Origin of the sequence: Pseudomonas sp. BC42, from assembly GCF_021560055.1 — a bacterium.
In the GTDB taxonomy this organism is placed as follows: Bacteria; Pseudomonadota; Gammaproteobacteria; order Pseudomonadales; family Pseudomonadaceae; genus Aquipseudomonas.
Genome location: NZ_CP091067.1, coordinates 5,241,968 through 5,258,986, shown reverse-complemented (window position 1 = coordinate 5,258,986; position 17,019 = coordinate 5,241,968). Strand labels below are relative to the sequence as shown.

The following is a 17,019-nucleotide window of genomic DNA, read 5'->3' as shown; positions in this document are numbered from 1 at the left end:
CCAGCCCCCGGACCCAAGCGGGAAGCGTCGCCGTTCGTCGTCTCGGCGCCGCTCCCGGTAAACCTTTGGCGCTCAGGGTTTTCCCAATGCAGGCGGGGGCGCTGGCTCCCGCCGGATGGATTTGCAAGAGGAGAACCCCCCATGAACTGCATGGCCACTGTCCTTGGCCGCGCCGGCCTGGCCCTGTTGCTGGGCCTTGGTGCCGGCAGCGCCCTGGCCCAATCCCCTGCGGCCTTCATCGACGATGCCTCGGCCCAAGCCATGGCCGATATCGAAGCCAGCCGCCAGGCGCACCGGCTGACCTCATCCAAGGCGCTCAAGGAATACACCATCCAGGTGATCAACGATCGCACCACGGCCAATCAGCATCTGGCGAAGATTGCCAGGCAGCTGGACCTGCCGGTGGCCCCCCGGGAACAGCTGCTGGACCAGGCCAAGCGCCGGGTGCCGCCACTTCCCGAAGGCGAGGATAGCGACCGCGTCTACGCCACGAACCAGATCAAGGCCACCCAGGCGGCGATCCGGCAGATCCGGCAACAGGCGCAGACCAGCGAGCTTCCCGAGCTCAAGGCGTTCGCCGAGGAAACCCTGCCGAAACTGGAAAACCACCTGCAAATGGCCAGGGCGATCCGCGCCGGACGCCCGATCGATCGGCTGGAGGGGTGAACCTCGGGCGAGCACTCACGCCTGCTTACACCTCGGTACATGACTTCGCACAATCAAACAGGATTGTGCTGGAGCTGCCTGGGCTGTGGGCTTAACGTGGCCCGCTGCAGGCGTCGGATCCGGCGCCGCGAGGCTCAAGGAGGCAGGACATGGCGCAGGCACCGCGCGTTGCGATCAGCGATCTGTACCATCGGGCAGAGGATTATTTCTTCCTGTCCATCTCGCAGTTCTATCGCCGCTTTGGCGACGAGGTGAACGCCTATTGCACCGGCGTTGCAGCCAGCAGCCTGAACCTGCTGCTGATGCAGGGCAGCGAACGCGACAACGCCGAGCCTCTGGCCGAGGGCGTGGCGTTTCTTGAGCGTGCCGGGGTGCCGTTCTGTGTGGTGATGCCCCAGGCCCAGGCGGCGCGCTACAGCCAGCGGTTGCTCCAGCAGCAACTGGTGGCGGCGGACCAGACCCGGTGCATGGCCCTCGATCTTGCTTCCTACGTCCCGCCCCAGGCCGCGCCGGCACTGAGGGATGTGCGCTGCACCGATCGACACCTGGAGGATTGGGCGCGGCCGGTGGCGAGTGCCTTCGAGTCGGGGGATGCGGCCATCGAGCAGTACCTGGCGCGGCATCGGGCGGCGTTGCAGGCCGGGCGGGCCTTGCGGCATTTCAGCCTGTACGTCGATCAGCGTCCGGTGAGCGCCTTGACCCTGTCCCTGGGGCCGGAGGTGGCGCGGCTGGACGATATCGGCACGCTGCAGGGTTTCCAGGGGCGGGGTTACGCCACGGCGCTGATCCACGCGGTGCTCGGCTTCGCCCGGAGCCGGGGCGCCAGATGGTGCGTGCTGGAGGCCTCGCTCGACGGTCTGTCGATCTACCGCAAGGCCGGCTTCAATGTCCTGTTCGACTACCGCACTTTCTGTCAGGCATGAGCGGGGCCGCGGCGTTCTGCCGGAACTGCCGCGGGCTGAGCCCGGTGAGGGCCTTGAATTGCCGGCTGAAGGCGCTGTGGTCGGTGTAGCCGCATTGCAGGGCCACTTCGGTGATGGGCTCCTGGGTCAGCAGCAATTGTGAGGCGTGTTCCAGACGCACCTTGTGGATCATCTGTCGCGGCGTGAGGTGGAAGATGCGCTTGCAGTAGCGCTCCAGCTGGGCCGTGGACAGCCTGGCGATGCGGGTCAGGTCCTGCAGGCGGATGGCTTCGCTGTAGTGCTCGCGGATATGCCGGTCCACCGCCGCCAGGCGTTCATAGGCCGGATGGGTGTCATGGGCCGCCTGCAGGTCCAGGGAGATGCCGGCCATGCCGATGATCCGGGCGTCGCGACCATAGAGCGGCAGCTTGTGGGTCAGGCACCAGCCCGGTTCGCGACTGCCGTACAGGTGCAATTCCAGTTGGCCCTTGATGGTCACGCCCTGGTGCAGCACGCGCTGGTCCTGCTCGGTGTAGACCGGGCCGAGCACCGCGGGAAAGACCTCGGCGGAGGTCTTGCCCAGCAGGGGGCGGATGCTCTTGAAGCCGCAGCGCTGGGCCAGGGTCAGGTTGGCGATCAGGTAGCGGGCCTGCAGATCCTTGATGAAGAACACCGCGCTGGGGATGCAGTCCAGCAGCGGGGCGAGGGGCGCCATGTTGGCCAGCAGGCTGTCGATGTCCCCGGGGGATTGGGCGGCGATGGCCCTGGGCAAATGGTGGAGCTGTGCGCTATCGATCATCGTCGGCCTCTCTCTGGGGGGGCTTGGGGGATGGATCTGTGTCGCTAAAGCCAGGGCCGGCAAAGGGCCGGGGGCTGCGTGCCGACCCGGGCCGGTGCCGGTTTTTAGTCTGCCGCGTCCGGCGGGCGGGCGTCGAGCATCAGGGTGGCGACCCGGGCCGGCACCAGGGGCGAACGCGGCGCCACCTCGGGCCAGTCGAACAGGCGCCGGGCGGCGCTGGCGCAGACCCGGCCCTGGCAGGCGCCCATGCCGCACCGGCTGTGCAGCTTGGCGCTGCTCCAGTCCGCCGCGCCGGCCACGGCCGCATAGGGCACATCTTCGCACCGGCAGAGCAGGGTATCGGGGCGGGCCAGTTGCAGGATCTGCGGTTGCAGTTCGAAGTGCCGTTGCAGCCGTGCGGCAAAGTCCTGCCAGTGCCGGCGGCGGTCGATCAGCGTGGCGGCCCGGGCACGCTGGCCGCTGGCCACGCAGCCGGCAATCTCGCCTTCGATCAAGGCCAGTTCGCTGCCACCGATGCCGGTGCATTCACCGGCGGCCAGGACCTGGGGCAGGCTGCTGCGTTGTTGCGGGTCGACGGCGATGGCCCCCTGCTCCAGGCGACAGCCCAGGTGGCTGGCCAGTCGGGTGTTGGGCACCAGGCCGAAGCCGCAGGCCAGGTAGTCGCAGGGCAGTTCACTGAGGTGCCGGCCCTGGCGGATGCGTACCCGTTGCAGGTGCTGGTCGCCCAGGGCCTCCACCACGTGGGCGTTGCAGCGGTAGGCCGGGGTGAGCAGTTGCATGGCCTGGATCAGCTTGGTCGGCCAGCGCCACAGTTGGCTGGCGAACCCCAGCACCGCCGCGGCGGGCGCCTGTTCCAGCACCCGCAGCACCCGCGCCCCGGCCTGGCGTGCGGTGGCGGCGGTGGCCAGCAGCAAGGGGCCGCTGCCGGCGATCACCAGGGTTTTTCCCTGCAGGGGCAGGCCGTTTTTCACCAGGGCCTGCAGGCCTCCGGCGCCGGTGACCCCGGGCAGGGTCCAGCCGGGAAAGGGCAGCAGCAGTTCCTGGGCGCCGCAGCACAGGATCAGCTGTTCGAAGTCCAGCTGCCAGGCCTGGCGGGCATCCTCCAGCAGCAGGCTGTGGGAGCTCAGGGCGGCGATCACGCGGGTGGCGCCGAGGTACCGCACCGCCGGGTGCTGCACAACCTTGAAGCGTTCGTCCGCGGCCGGCGGCGTTGGACCCTGGCGCCAGATCTGGCCGCCGGGGCGCGGGTTGTCGTCGATGAGCACGATCGAGCGGGCGCTGTGGCTGGCGGCCCGGGCCGCGGCCAGCCCTGCCGGGCCGCTGCCGACAATCAGTATCTGGCAGCGCAGGCGCCGGGGGTTCATTGGCTGCGCTCCACCTGCATGCCGTCCTGGCACAGGGTCTGGCAGGCCAGTTGGCGCAGGCCGTCGATGCTCATCCGGCATTCCTGGCAGATGCCCATGCCGCAGAACGGCGCCCGTGGCCCGCCGTTGCAGGCGGTGCGGGTCCGCGGGTCGCCGCTGGCGGCCACGGCGGCGGCGACCGTGAGGCCGGGGCGCACGGCCAGTGCCTGTCGATCCAGGTAGATGATCATGGGGACTCTCCAGTCAGGGGGGCGAAGCGCCCGGGCAGATAAGGTCGCGGATCGAGCGCCGGGCATTCGCCGAACATCTGTTGCACCAGCAGCCGTGCGCTGCCGGGGGCGGTGGTCACCCCCAGCCCTTCATGGCCGACCGCCAGCCACAGCCCCGGCTGTTGCGGGTGTTCGCCGAGGATCGGCAGGCCGTCGGGCGTGGCGGCGCGAAAGCCGGTCCAGGCGCGGATGCCGTTGAGCTGCGCCAGTGCCGGCAGGTACTCCACCGCGCGCCGCAGCATCGGTGCCAGCACCTGGGGCTCGACCTCGGGCTCCAGGGTGTCGAACTGTCGGGACGAGCCGATCAGCAGTTGCCCGGTGGGGCGTGGCTGGACATTGAACGCCACCGAGGTGCCGTTGCTGGCGTGGGCGCTGGCGGCATAGCCCAGTTCCACCAATTGATGCCCCACCTGCTGCGGGTAGCGGTCGGTGATCAGCAGGTGGCCCTTCTTCGGTCGCAAGGGCAGTTCCGCCAGCAGCTCCCGGGCGCCGTAGCCGTTGGCCAGCAGCACCTGGGGCGCCTGCAGCACCCGGCCATCGTCGAGTTCCAGCCGGTTGCCGGCGACGCTGCGGACCCGGGCACGCAGACAGCGGATCAGCGGCTGGCTGTCGAGCAGCCAGCGGGCGGTGGCCGGGGCGTAGAGGATGCCGTCGCCGGGGACTTGCAGGGCACCGCCCAGGCCCTGGCGCAGCATCGGTTCCAGGGCCGCCAGTGCCGGGCCATCGAGCAGTTGGCCGGTGACGCCCTGTGCGGCCAGGGTCTGCTGCTTGGTCCGGGCCAGGTCCATTTCCGCGCGGTCGGCGGCCAGCCACAGGGTGCCGCAATTGCGGTAGGCGCAGGCCTCGGGCAGATGGGCACGCAACTGGCGCCAGAGGCCGATGGAGTAGTGACTCAGGGCCAGCTCCGCAGGGTTGTCGTCCATGGCCACCAGATGCCCCATGCCGGCTGCGGTGGCGCCGCCACGGGCGTCGTCCAGTACCTGCACCCGCAGACCGCGGCGGGCCAGTTCGTGGGCGCAGGCGGCGCCGATGATGCCGGCGCCGACCACGATCACATCGGCCTCGGCCTGCACCTTCACGAGCCGATGCCCCAGGCGAACGGATCGCTGTCGTCCAGCAGCAGGGTGGCTTCGGCGCTGATATGGGCACTGCCGCGCAGGGTGGGAATGATCCGGTCGCCGACCACTTCGTAGTGGGCGCTGAACTGGCTGCCGATGACGCTGGCCTGGCGCCAGGTCTGGCCCGGGGCGAGCTTGCCGTCCGCGGCCAGGCAGGCCAGCTTGGCACTGGTGCCGGTGCCGCAGGGAGAGCGGTCGTAGGCCTTGCCCGGACAGAGTACGAAGTTGCGGCTGTCGGCTTGCGGGTCGTCGGCGAACAGTTCGATGTGGTCGATGATCCCGCCCCCGGCGCCGGTAATTCCGGCGGCTTCCAGGGCCGCGCGCACGCTCCAGGTGTAATGGGTCAGGGCTTCGACATTGTCCAGGGCCAGGCGCTGGCCATGATCGCTGATCAGGAAGAACCAGTTGCCGCCCCAGGCAATGTCGCCGTGCAGCGTGCCGTGCCCCGGCACCTGCAGCGCCACCTGCCTGCGGTAGCGATAGGCGGGCACATTGCGCACGCTCACCGACAGGTCGTCATGCAGGGTGGCCTGCACCGTGCCCACCGGGGTTTCGATGCGGTGCACGCCGCAGTCGATGCGCCCCAGGTGGTACAGCGAGCGCACCAGGCCGATGGTGCCGTGGCCGCACATGCCCAGGTAGCCGCTGTTGTTGAAGAAGATCACGCCGGCGCAGGCATCGCTGGCCTGGGGCGCGCAGAGCAGGGCGCCCACCAGTACGTCGCTGCCCCGGGGTTCGAGGACGCAGGCGCGGCGCCATTGATCGTGGTCGTTGCTCAGGGTTTGCAGGCGCTCGGCCATGGAGCCCCGGCCCAGGTCGGGAAAGCCGTCGATGACCAGACGGGTGGGTTCACCCCCGGTGTGGGAGTCGATCACGGTTATTTTTTTCATGGCGGCACCTGCGGGGAAAGAGCTACAGAGTGGCCCTGGCGAGGGGGCTGCCGCTTGTGGGTTTTCCCTGGCGCGGATGACGAAATCGGCACAGTCGCCGGTGCGTACCCGGGCTCGGGGAGGTACGGCGCAGGCGATCGCTGAATGTGCCGATTTCGTCTCCTGCGGGGGTGAAAAGCTTCAAGCTGCAAGGGGGATAAAAGGCGACTCTGGATAGCGTCTCCAACGCCAGTCGGCCCGGCCGACCTCAAACAAGGACAAGACCATGAGCCGTAAAGCCATCCAGTGGAGCGGTGTATTCCCCGCCGTGACCACTCAGTTCAAAGCCGATTTCTCCCTCGATCTGCAGGCCACTCACCAGGTCATGCGCAAGCTGGTGGACGATGGCGTGTCCGGCCTGGTGGTGTGCGGCACCGTGGGGGAAAACACCTCCCTGAGTACCGCCGAGAAACTCGCGGTGATCGAAGTCGCCAAGGACGCCGCGGCCGGCCGGGTGCCGGTGATTGCCGGGGTGGCCGAGTTCACCACTGACTTTGCCCGCAACACCGTGCGCGAGGCCGCCAGGGCCGGGGCCGATGGGGTGATGGTGATGCCGGCGCTGGTGTACTCGGCCAAGCCCCATGAAACCGCGGCGCATTTTCGCGCCGTGGCCACCGGCACCGATTTGCCGGTGATGGTTTACAACAACCCGCCGATCTACAAGAACGACGTCACCCCCGAGGTGCTGATCGCCCTGCAGGACTGCGAGAACATCGTCTGCTTCAAGGATTCCTCCGGTGACACCCGGCGCTTCATCGACCTGCGCAACGCGGTCGGCGATCGTTTCGTGCTGTTTGCCGGGCTCGATGACGTGGTGGTGGAAAGCGTCGCGGTGGGCGCCGAGGGCTGGGTCTCGGGCATGTCGGTGGCCTTCCCCCGGGAAGGCGAGACGCTGTTCCGCCTGGCCAGGGACAAACGCTTCGAGGAGGCCCTGGCCCTGTATCGCTGGTTCATGCCGCTGCTGCACCTGGACGCCCGGCCGGATCTGGTGCAGTGCATCAAGCTCTGCGAAGAGCTGGTGGGCCGCGGTTCGTCCATCACCCGGCCGCCGCGTCTGGCGCTGCAAGGGGAAACCCTGGCCGAAGTCAAAGCCATAGTCGCCAAGGCCCTGGCCACGCGGCCGCGCCTGCCGGACGTCGGCCTGTAATCCCTTGCCGGGCGCCCCGGGCGGGGCGCCCGCTTGCGCAACAGCGCATGTGCTGCAAGCGTCGGGCGGCCCCGCCGACGTGACATTCGACCTGCCTATTCCAATAACCCCAAAAAGGCGCAGCCCCATGTCAGGCAAAGGCAAATTCAAGAAGCAACTTTCTCTGGTGGACCTGACCTTTATCGGTCTGGGTGCGATCTTCGGTTCCGGCTGGCTGTTCGCCGCCAGCCACGTTTCGGCGATTGCCGGGCCGGCCGGGATCTTTTCCTGGCTGCTGGGTGGCTTCGCCGTGCTGCTGTTGGGCATCGTCTACTGCGAGCTGGGGGCGGCCCTGCCCCGGGCCGGTGGCGTGGTGCGCTACCCGGTGTTCTCCCACGGCCCGCTGCTGGGCTACCTGATGGGCTTCATCACCCTGATTGCCTTTTCCAGCCTGGTGGCCATCGAAGTGGTGGCGGCCCGGCAATATGCGGCGGCCTGGTTCCCGCTATTGACCCACGAAGGTTCCAGCAACCCGACGATCATCGGCTGGCTGCTGCAGTTCGCCCTGTTGTGCCTGTTCTTCTGGCTCAACTACTCCAGCGTCAAGACCTTCGCCAAGTCCAACAACTTCATCAGCCTGTTCAAGTTCATCGTGCCCTTGCTGGTGATCGTGGTGCTGTTCACCTTCTTCAAGCCCGACAACTTCCACATCCAGGGCTTTGCGCCGTTCGGCCTGTCGGGGATCGAGATGGCGGTATCGGCCGGGGGCATCATCTTTGCCTACCTGGGGCTGACGCCGATCATTTCCGTGGCCAGCGAAGTGCGCAATCCGCAGCGCACCATTCCCATCGCGCTGATTCTCTCGGTGCTGCTCTCGACCCTGATCTACGGCCTGCTGCAGTTGGCCTTCCTGGGCAGCATTCCCACGGAAATGCTGGCCAACGGCTGGAGCGGCATCAGCAAGGAATTTTCCCTGCCGTACCGCGACATCGCCCTGACCCTCGGGGTCGGCTGGCTGGCCTATCTGGTGGTGGCCGATGCGGTGATCTCCCCCAGCGGCTGCGGCAACATCTACATGAACGCCACGCCGCGGGTGGTCTATGGCTGGGCTCGCACCGGGACCTTCTTCAAGGTCTTCACCCGCATCGATGAGCAGTCCGGCATCCCGCGCCCGGCGCTGTGGCTGACCTTCGGCCTGTCGGTGTTCTGGACCCTGCCGTTTCCCTCGTGGGAGGCGCTGATCAACGTGGTCTCGGCGGCCCTGGTGCTCAGCTACGCCGTGGCGCCGGTCAGTGTCGCGGCCTTGCGCAAGAGCGCACCGCAGATGCCGCGGCCGTTCCGGGTGCGCGGTTTTGCCTTGCTCGGCCCGGTGTCCTTCGTGATTGCGGCGCTGATCGTCTACTGGTCCGGCTGGAGCACGGTGTCCTGGCTGCTGGGACTGCAGATCCTGATGTTCGTGATCTACCTGCTGTGCAGGCGCCTGGTGCCGACCGACCACCTGAGCATCGGCGAGCAGGTGCGCTCGTCGCTGTGGCTGATCGCCTTCTATGCCCTGACCATGGTCATTTCCTACCTGGGCAGCTTCGGCGGCATCGGCGTCCTGGCTCACCCCTTCGACACCCTGACCGTGACCCTCATGGCCCTGTGCATCTACACCTGGGGCGCCAACACCGGGGTGCCCGGCGCCAAGCTGGTGCTGGATGGCGATGAGGTGGAATGAGCGTGCGCATTTTCCAACAGACGAGGCAAGCCATGACAGTGACTGGACAGATGCTGATCGGCCAACGCGCCAGCTTCGGCGCCAATGGGCGGATCCACGGGCTGGCCGCCGCCAGCGGCGAGCTGCTGCAACCGGCCTTTGGCGGTGCCGAACAGGCCGACCTGGAGCGCGCCTGCGCCCTGGCCCAGGCGGCGTTCGAGCCCTATCGGCAGTTGCCGCTGGAGCAGCGAGCGGCATTTTTGGAGAGTATCGCCAGCCACATCCTTGAGCTGGGCGATGAGCTGATCGAGCGCTGCCAGCTGGAAACCGGCCTGCCCCGCGCCCGCCTGGAGGGCGAGCGCGGACGTACCGTCGGCCAGTTACGCTTGTTTGCTGCCGTGGTGCGCCATGGCGGCTTCCTCGGGGTACGGATCGATCCGGCGCAACCTTCGCGCCAGCCCCTGCCCAGGGTCGACCTGCGCCTGCGGCAGATCGGCCTGGGGCCGGTGGCGGTGTTCGGCGCGTCGAACTTTCCCCTGGCCTTTTCCGTGGCCGGTGGCGATACCGCCTCGGCTCTGGCAGCGGGTTGCCCGGTGATCGTCAAGGCGCATTCGGCCCACCCCGGGACCTCGGAACTGGTGGCCCGGGCCATCGCTCGGGCGGCCCGGCAGCAGGGCATGCCCGAGGGCGTGTTTTCACTGCTGTTCGACAGTGGCCGCAGCATCGGCCAGGGGCTGGTGGCGGATCCGCGGATCAAGGCCGTGGGCTTCACCGGCTCGCGCAGCGGCGGGATGGCGCTGATGCAGATCGCCGCGGCGCGCCCCGAACCGATCCCGGTCTATGCGGAGATGAGTTCGATCAACCCGGTGCTGCTGTTGCCCCATGCCCTGGAGGAACGCGCGGAGCCGATGGCTTCGGCGTTCGTTGCCTCGCTGACCCTGGGCGCCGGGCAGTTCTGCACCAACCCGGGGCTGATCCTGGCCGTCGATGGACCGGCGTTGCAGCGTTTTGAGCGGGCCGCCGCCGAGGCCCTGGGCCATGTGGCGGCGCAAACCATGCTCACGCCGGGCATCTACCGCAGCTACTGCCAAGGCGTGGCCATTCTCGCCGCGCATGCCCGGGTGCAGACCCTGGCCCTGGGCCCGGAAGGGCAGGGCCCGCAGGCGCGCGGGGCACTGTTCGCCACCTCGGCCACGGCCTTCATGGCGTGCCGCGAATTGCGCGAGGAAGTCTTTGGCCCGGCCTCGCTGATCGTTCGCTGCGAGGACGTCGCTGCGTTGCAGCAGGTCCTGCAGAGCCTGGAGGGCCAGTTGACCATCGCCGTTCACCTGAGCGACGGCGATCAGCCGCAAGTGCGGGCCTTGTTGCCGTTGCTGGAGAGCAAGGCCGGGCGCCTGCTGGCCAACGGTTTCGGCACCGGCGTCGAAGTGGCTCACGCCATGGTCCACGGCGGGCCGTTCCCGGCCACGTCCGACAGCCGCAGCACCTCGGTGGGCAGCCTGGCGATCCAGCGCTTCCTGCGCCCGGTGGCCTACCAGGACCTGCCCGAGGCGTTGTTGCCGGCCGAGCTGCACAGCGCCAATCCGTGGCGGGTGCCGCAACTGCTCGACGGCCGGTGATCGGCTTGACCTGAGGCGAGGCTGCGCTCCACCGGGGAGTGTCGGCCCGCTTGTTCCTTCATTCGCTTACTCCATCGGTAAAAACTCTCCCACAGGAGCGTTCCCCACCTGCCATAGAGGTTGCAGCATGTCTGAACACATCAGCCTGTCCCTGGATGACGTCCACGCCCTGGCGTATCGGGTTCTCAGCCATCACGGCCTGTCCGACGCCCATGCCCGGGTCATCGCCGAGGTCATTACCCAAGGTCAGCGTGACGAGTGCCATTCCCATGGGGTGTACCGCCTGCTGGGCTGCGTACGCTCGGTGCGCGAGGGCAAGATCGACCCGCGCGCCGAACCCAGCCTGCGGCACATCTCGCCGGCGGTGCTGGAGGTGGATGCCCATTACGGCTACTCGTTGCTGGGCTTTCACACCGGCTTGCCGTTGCTGGCGGACAAGGCCCGCAGCCAGGGCATCGCGGCGATGGTGATCAAGCGCTGCTTCCACTTTTCCGCGCTGTGGCCGGAGGTCGAGGCGATGGCCGCCAACGGCCTGGTGGGACTGGCGATGAACCCCAGCCACAGCTGGGTGGCCCCGGCCGGCGGGCGCCACCCGGTGTTCGGCACCAACCCCCTGGCCTTTGCCTGGCCGCGGCCGGGGGGCAATCCCTTTGTCTTCGACTTCGCCACCAGCGCCATTGCCCGGGGCGATATCGAGCTGCATGCGCGTCAGGGCAAGCCGATTCCCGAGCACTGGGCCATCGACGCCGACGGCGAGCCCACCACCGATGCACGGGCCGCCTTGCAAGGGGCGATGCGCACCTTTGGCGGGCACAAGGGCTCGGCCCTGGCGGCGATGATCGAACTGCTGGCCGGGGCGCTGATTGGCGACCTGACCAGTGCCGAATCCATGGCTTTCGATGAGGGTGTCGGGGCCACGCCTTGCCATGGCGAACTGGTGCTGGCGTTCGATCCCCAGGTGTTTCTGGGGGAGGGCTATCAAGCCGGGCTGGAGCGGGCGGAAGGGTTGTTTGCGGCCATTGCCCAGCAGGGCGCGCGGTTGCCGTCGCAGCGGCGTTTTGAGGCCCGGGCCCGCAGCCTGGAGCGGGGGGTGCAGGTTCCTCGGGCGCTGTGGAACGATATCCAGGCCTTGCTGCCATGACGCTCTGGGGGGCGATGGAGTGTCCATCGCCCCCCAAGTGCTGCGGCTCGGGTCAGAAGCGCAGGTTGGCCGCCAGTTCGGCGGAACGCCCCGGCGCGACGGTGGCAAACAGGCCAACGTGGGACGCGTCGTAGTAGGTCTTGTCGGCGAGGTTGAGCACGTTGAACTGCAGGTCCAGGTTCTTGTTCACGCGGTAAGCGGTCATGGCGTCGTAGCGCCAGTAGGCGTCCAGGCTGTGGGTGTTCTCATCGTTGGTGTAGCGCTTGCCCACGTAGTTGGCGCCGGCGCCGACCTTCCAGCGCTCGGTGAGTTGGTAGGTGCTCCAGACCGAGCCACTGTTGGGGGCGATGAATTTCAGCTGATTGCCGTTATGGACGGACTCGGCGTCGGCGGCGTATTTCACCGCCCTGGCATCCAGGCGGGTGTAGCCGGCCACCACTTCCCAGCGCTCGGTCAGGTGACCGGTGGCTTCCACTTCAAAGCCTTTGACTTCGACATTGCCGTCCAGGGTCGCGATGCCGGTCAGCGGATCGTAGGTGCGGGCGTTGTCTTTTTCGGTCTTGAACAGGGCGGCGGTCAGCGCCAGGCGTTCGTTGAGCAGGTCCCATTTGGTGCCCAGTTCGAGGCTGCGGCTCTTTTCCGGAGCCAGGTTGCTCAAGCGGCCGCCCGCCGGACCATCGGCCCTGCCTGATTGCCCGGCGGTTTCGCCCGAGGGGTTGAAGGACGTGCCGTAGGCCAGGTAGATGCTGCCGTAGGGCACGGGCTTGAAGACGATGCCGCTCTGGTAGCTCCACAGGTTGCTGCGGTTGCTTTGGGCCGGGTCGCGGACGTGATAGGCGTCGTAGCGCAGGCCCAGGTTCAGGTCCCATTGCTCGTGCAGGGCGAGGGTGTCCATCACATAGGCAGCGCGGTTGTTGTGTCGGGTGACAGTGTGCTGGCCATCGTCTCGCAGCACCGGGGTGAACGGATCCTTGGGATTGGGATGATGCAGGTCGCCGAGGTTGAGGCTCCTGGAGCTGGCGTAGCGGTTCTTGACATCGATGCGTTCACGGGAGAATTCCAGGCCGGCGCTGTAGCGGTGGCCGATGGCGCCGGTGTCGAACGTGCCGTAGATGTCGGTCTGGTTGATCAGCGAACTGTTGACCACATTGCGCCCGCGCGCCGAGCGTTGCACCCGGTTGGCCAGCTCCTGGGGCGCCAGGGCGATCGGCCGGCTCATGACGTAGTCCTGCATGCTGCGGCCCTGGCGGGTGGTGTTGCGCAGGGTCAGGTGGTCATTGATGTCGTGTTCCAGCTGCAGGGTGGCGAGGTCCGCCGAGGTATTGCGGAAGTCGCGCTGGGTGAAACCATAGAAGTTGTCACGGTCGACCTTGATCGGCTTGCCGGTGATTTCCGACACCGGGTGACCCTGGTCGGGCAGGTCATCGCTCTGCAGGTGGTAGTAGCTCAAGGTGGCGCGGGTGTCGGTGTTCAGGCCGAAGCTCAGGCTCGGTGCCACGCCCCAGCGCGACACTTGCACATGGTCGCGCCCGGGGGTATCGGCCTCATGCTTCATGGCGTTCAGGCGCAGCGCCAGGTTCTGTTCGGGCAGGTACTGGTTGAGATCGACGGTGCTGCGGCGCAGTTGATCGGTGCCCAGGGTCAGGCTGCCGGTGGCGAAGGTTTCCGCCTGCGGCACCTTGCTGATCAGGTTCAGGGTGCCGCCGGTGGAGCCACGCCCCGAGTAGGCCGAGCCCGGGCCTTTGACGATTTCGATCTGCTCGTAGTTGAACACTTCGTGGTTCATGCGCCCGACGTCGCGAATGCCGTCGATCATGATGTCGGTGCTGGCTTCGAAGCCGCGGATGAACGGACGGTCGCCCAGCGGTGTGCCGCCTTCACCTGCACCAAAGGTGATGCCCGGTGTGTTGCGCAGGGCGTCGGTCAGGCTGGACACGGCGCGCTCTTGCACCAGGGTGTCGGTAATGATGGTCACCGACTTCGGGGTTTCGCGCAGCGGGGCGGTGAACTTCACCGAGTCCGAGGCTTCACGCTTGTAACCGGCTGGGTGAATACCTTGTACCGCCGTGGGCGCGAGGGTCACCGGAGCCGTCTGCGGGGGCTCGATGTTGTCGGCGTCGGCGGCCAGGCTGGCTTCGCCAATTGCCATCAAACCAAGGGATGTGGACCACAACTTCCATGAATGTGGGCGGGCAGGACTGGACATTGAGAAAAGACCTCCATTTATTTGGAAGCGATTCTCATGTGCGAATTTTTATCATTCAATCAGACTTATCTGAACAATCGGATCGAAACGTGTATGCAGCGTTGGCTCTTCTGTTTTTTCGTCCGATGCGATTTCATGGACGGCCCATTCTTCTTGGACACTCACGGATGAACCTGCACCTTGAAACCCCCAGGCTGTTGCTGCGACCACGGACCCTCGAGCATTTCCAGGCCTGCCTGCGCATGGACCAGGATCCGGAAGTCACGCGCTTCATTCCGGGCACCTGGGACGGCGGTCAATGGCACCAGGATTTCCTGCGCTCGCGCATGACCCAGGACTTTGGCCCGCGCTGCGGTTATTGGGCGATCTTCGCCAAGCAGGCGCCGGATGAATTGCTGGGCTGGGTGTCCTTCATTCCCTTCGACGCGGTCGGGCCGGAGCTGGAAATGGGCTGGCGCCTGGTGCGGCGGGCCTGGGGGCAAGGCTATGCCAGCGAGGCCGCACGCCGGATTGTCGCCCATGCGTTTGCCGACCCGGCCGTGGAACGGATAGTCGTCGATGCCCATGTCGATAACGAGGCGTCATTGGCGGTGGCGCGCAAGATCGGTTTTCGCTTCACCCACGATGCGGATTTTGAAGGCTTGCCTTGCCGCTTCTTTGCGATGAGCCGTGAGGATTTCCGGCAGCAAACGGCGGCCGGCTGAGGCGGGGATGCCAGTGCGGGGCGCCGTGGTTCGGCGCCCCCATGCTCGATGACGGCCCTCAGAGGTGACGGCTGACCCACCACAGCACCAGGAAGGCGATCGCGGCGGCCAGGGCCGCAAGCTGGAACAGATTGATCAGGCACTTCAGGCCCAGGGGGAATTTCCGGTAGTCCTTCACGTTCAGGCCGCCATTGCGCAGGAACAGGTGGGGCATGGCGAACATGGCGCCGATGCACAGCAGCATGAAGAAGCGGCTCAGGGGGTCCTTGCCCAGGAGCGGCATGCGGATGGCGATGACCCGGCAGCGAGCCAGGTGCTTGACCATGTCATCGAGCCTGAAATAGCCCAGGTACACCTGGATCACCAGGGACACCAGCCCGGACATGACCACCAGGACCCAACCCGCAGTGTAAATATCTTTGGCGTTACACATATCTCTTCAGTGACCTCCTCAAGCTTCACGACCAGGCGTTCAGCGTATTGCTCCTCCAGTGAGCCCCGACACGCAGGGCAGCCGGCCACCATACCACCCCGGGAGGCGAGGCGGGCCGCAGCCGGGCTGCAGCGACCATAGGCGCGGGCTTGCCCGGCCAATATGAGACAAGTACCAAAGGTGCGGACGAGGGCCCTGGAGTGCCCGCGAAGGGTTGTCCTAGAGCTTGGCGCAACGCTCGACGTCGGCCTGGGTGGTGACCTGGGTGTCGATGCCCAGGCGGTATTTGCAGTAGTCGATGATCATCTGCCGTTGTTCGTCGCTGAGTTTTTCCACGCGCCGGTAATCGCCGTCATTGGCGTGGATGTTGAAAAACTCCAGGCGCAGGGTCGGGGCTTGCTTGAGAAACCAGCGGGTGTGGGTTTCGGCCTCTTCCAGCTCGGTGTAGTAACCGACATTGAGCATCAGCAACAGGATGAGGGAGAGCAGGAACAGCAGTTTTTTCAAGGTACGGCTCCTTCCGTGAGCGAGGGGCGCCCAGGGCGCGGGCGGCGCATGCTTGAGCTTTTTGCGCCGCTTGGCAAGGGTTTCGGGTCGCTGGGGGGCTCAGGCGTCCTGGGCCGGGTTGCACCGGGTTCAGCAAACAGACAGTGGCCAACTGTTAAAAAGTGCAACACGCCAAGCAGGAGCGGGGCGGTAACAGGGGGCAAATGGCTTCCAGCGGATGCACGGCAGATCGCCAAGCGTCTGTCGCGGCCAGTGGCCCGATGCATCGGCTGGCAAGCTGCGAGGGCGATCTTCGGATCGCTCTTTTTTTTCGTGTTTATCCGGCTGCCTGGTCGAGGCTTCAGACCAGCCCCAGGGCATTGGGCCGCGAGTTGGGGAACACTTCCTGCACCTGGGCGCCCGTCAGCCCCCAGGTCGTGGCCAGCAAGCCCCCGAGCAGATCGCGGTAGTTGTTGAGCACCGGGTAGTCGCGGTCCTGCAGCAGGCCCCGGGCATTCACCGCCACTTGCTCCCCGGCCAGGCGCCCACCGCGTACAGCGCCGCCGAGCACCCAGTACACCGTGCCATGGCCGTGATCGGTGCCCTTGGCGCCATTCTCGCGAAAGGTCCGGCCGAATTCGGATACCACGATCACCAGGCTGTTCTTCCAGTGCTCGCCCATGGCCTCGGCATAGGCCGCCAGCCCTTGCCCGAGGTTGGCCAGGTTGTTGGCCAGCGGGCCCTGGGTACTGCCCTGGTTGACGTGGGTATCCCAGCCGCCGACATCGACGAAACCCAGGCGATATTGCTCGCGCATCAGGCTGGCCATGCGCCGGGTCTGGGTGGCGAAGCTCTGCGCATTGGCGGCCCCGCGATTGGCCGCGAGCATCTCTTGCTGCAGCTCCTGCGAGACTTTCTGGCGCAAGGCCAGGCCGTCGCTGGCCGCCGCGGCGTAGGGCGTGTGCTGGTACATGGACGACAGAATGTTTGTCTGGCGCGCATCGAAGGGCGCCTTGCCGGCACTGCGCAGGGACAGGTTGGGAATGTCCCGGCCACCCTGGAAGCTCAGGGGCAGGGCATCGGTGAAAGCCATCGGCGCGCTGTCGGGCACTTGCCGGACCAGGCGCGCGAGAAAGCCCGAGTCGTAGCGCCGGCGTGGCTGGCTCGGCTGTCCGGCCTCGATGCTGTCCTGGGTTGCGAAGTGGCTGCGGGACAGGTCGTCGGTGCCGGCGAAGGGCACGAAGGCCATTTCCTTGCGCTGCCACAGCGGGTACAGCGAGTCCCGCAGCACCGGGTTCAGGCCCCAGTGGCTGTCCAGGGCGATGGCGCTTTGCGGGTTGTGCGCATCGGGGCGGGCGATTGCCAGGCTTGGGCGCGACTCGTAGTAGAAGTCGCTGCTGTAGGGCACCAGCAGGTTGTTGCAGTCGTAACCGCCGCGCAGGAACACCAGCAGGGTTCGCGGCGCGGCGGCCGGTGCGGCGAACAGCCGGGCGGAAAACGACAGGCCGGGCAGGGCGGCTGCGGCGGCCGCGGCAATCAGCAGTTGGCGACGATTCAT

Annotated in this window: 16 protein-coding genes; 7 read left to right on the top strand and 9 right to left on the bottom strand. The window is 66.9% G+C overall.

What is annotated here, in order from left to right; all coding sequences use genetic code 11:
* Positions 1-141 precede the first annotated feature (141 nt).
* Both L1O02_RS23685 and L1O02_RS23680 read left to right on the top strand, forming a co-directional pair.
* Positions 142-666, top strand: a complete 525-nt coding sequence (locus L1O02_RS23685) for a DUF4142 domain-containing protein (RefSeq protein ID WP_108544647.1) — start codon at positions 142-144, stop codon at positions 664-666.
* Positions 667-815: 149 nt separating this feature from the next.
* Positions 816-1,589 (top strand): GNAT family N-acetyltransferase, encoded by a 774-nt coding sequence (locus L1O02_RS23680; protein WP_235758831.1) that lies wholly within the window; start codon positions 816-818, stop codon positions 1,587-1,589.
* Here the strand turns inward: L1O02_RS23680 and L1O02_RS23675 are convergent.
* From L1O02_RS23675 to L1O02_RS23655, 5 genes are all read right to left on the bottom strand, one after another.
* Positions 1,549-2,367 carry an AraC family transcriptional regulator gene (locus L1O02_RS23675; RefSeq protein ID WP_060837962.1) on the bottom strand — a complete coding sequence of 273 codons (819 nt, stop codon included), beginning with the start codon at positions 2,365-2,367 and terminating at the stop codon, positions 1,549-1,551. The two genes, L1O02_RS23680 and L1O02_RS23675, sit on opposite strands and share 41 nt — an antisense overlap.
* A 104-nt stretch (positions 2,368-2,471) precedes the next feature.
* The gene (locus L1O02_RS23670; protein ID WP_060837963.1) at positions 2,472-3,731 is read right to left on the bottom strand and encodes an FAD/NAD(P)-binding oxidoreductase; all 1,260 of its coding nucleotides are present in this window, start codon (positions 3,729-3,731) and stop codon (positions 2,472-2,474) included.
* On the bottom strand, positions 3,728-3,961 hold the full coding sequence (locus L1O02_RS23665) for a 2Fe-2S iron-sulfur cluster-binding protein (RefSeq protein WP_060842715.1): 234 nt from the start codon (positions 3,959-3,961) through the stop codon (positions 3,728-3,730). Before L1O02_RS23665 ends, L1O02_RS23670 begins: the two co-directional genes overlap by 4 nt.
* Positions 3,958-5,079 carry an FAD-dependent oxidoreductase gene (locus L1O02_RS23660; protein ID WP_060842716.1) on the bottom strand — a complete coding sequence of 374 codons (1,122 nt, stop codon included), beginning with the start codon at positions 5,077-5,079 and terminating at the stop codon, positions 3,958-3,960. Before L1O02_RS23660 ends, L1O02_RS23665 begins: the two co-directional genes overlap by 4 nt.
* Entirely contained in the window at positions 5,076-6,008 is a 933-nt protein-coding gene (locus L1O02_RS23655) for a 4-hydroxyproline epimerase (protein ID WP_235758830.1), read from the bottom strand. The genes L1O02_RS23660 and L1O02_RS23655 overlap by 4 nt, the downstream gene beginning before the upstream one ends.
* Before the next feature lie 265 nt (positions 6,009-6,273).
* On the opposite strand from L1O02_RS23655, the gene L1O02_RS23650 reads away from it, so the two are divergent.
* The 4 genes from L1O02_RS23650 to L1O02_RS23635 all read left to right on the top strand — a co-directional run bounded on the left by L1O02_RS23650 (position 6,274) and on the right by L1O02_RS23635 (position 11,632).
* Complete coding sequence (locus L1O02_RS23650) at positions 6,274-7,194, top strand: dihydrodipicolinate synthase family protein (RefSeq protein ID WP_060837967.1); 921 nt, start codon at positions 6,274-6,276, stop codon at positions 7,192-7,194.
* Between the two features lie 127 nt (positions 7,195-7,321).
* On the top strand, positions 7,322-8,893 hold the full coding sequence (locus L1O02_RS23645) for an APC family permease (protein ID WP_060842719.1): 1,572 nt from the start codon (positions 7,322-7,324) through the stop codon (positions 8,891-8,893).
* Between the two features lie 32 nt (positions 8,894-8,925).
* Positions 8,926-10,491 (top strand): aldehyde dehydrogenase (NADP(+)), encoded by a 1,566-nt coding sequence (locus L1O02_RS23640; protein ID WP_235758828.1) that lies wholly within the window; start codon positions 8,926-8,928, stop codon positions 10,489-10,491.
* 127 nt (positions 10,492-10,618) lie between these two features.
* Positions 10,619-11,632 (top strand): Ldh family oxidoreductase, encoded by a 1,014-nt coding sequence (locus tag L1O02_RS23635; RefSeq protein WP_235758825.1) that lies wholly within the window; start codon positions 10,619-10,621, stop codon positions 11,630-11,632.
* A 52-nt stretch (positions 11,633-11,684) separates the two neighbouring features.
* Here the strand turns inward: L1O02_RS23635 and L1O02_RS23630 are convergent, their stop codons facing one another.
* A complete protein-coding gene (locus tag L1O02_RS23630; protein WP_235758823.1) occupies positions 11,685-13,781 on the bottom strand; it encodes a TonB-dependent siderophore receptor in 2,097 nt (698 codons plus the stop codon).
* 224 nt (positions 13,782-14,005) lie between these two features.
* On the opposite strand from L1O02_RS23630, the gene L1O02_RS23625 reads away from it, so the two are divergent.
* Positions 14,006-14,542, top strand: a complete 537-nt coding sequence (locus L1O02_RS23625) for a GNAT family N-acetyltransferase (protein WP_060842723.1) — start codon at positions 14,006-14,008, stop codon at positions 14,540-14,542.
* A 58-nt stretch (positions 14,543-14,600) separates the two neighbouring features.
* On the opposite strand, the gene L1O02_RS23620 is transcribed toward L1O02_RS23625, so the two are convergent.
* The 3 genes from L1O02_RS23620 to L1O02_RS23610 all read right to left on the bottom strand — a co-directional run bounded on the left by L1O02_RS23620 (position 14,601) and on the right by L1O02_RS23610 (position 17,019).
* The gene (locus L1O02_RS23620) at positions 14,601-14,975 is read right to left on the bottom strand and encodes a hypothetical protein (RefSeq protein ID WP_060837972.1); all 375 of its coding nucleotides are present in this window, start codon (positions 14,973-14,975) and stop codon (positions 14,601-14,603) included.
* A gap of 219 nt (positions 14,976-15,194) precedes the next feature.
* The gene (locus L1O02_RS23615) at positions 15,195-15,482 is read right to left on the bottom strand and encodes a hypothetical protein (RefSeq protein WP_060837973.1); all 288 of its coding nucleotides are present in this window, start codon (positions 15,480-15,482) and stop codon (positions 15,195-15,197) included.
* Positions 15,483-15,822: 340 nt separating this feature from the next.
* Positions 15,823-17,019 (bottom strand): DUF1501 domain-containing protein, encoded by a 1,197-nt coding sequence (locus tag L1O02_RS23610; RefSeq protein WP_235758821.1) that lies wholly within the window; start codon positions 17,017-17,019, stop codon positions 15,823-15,825.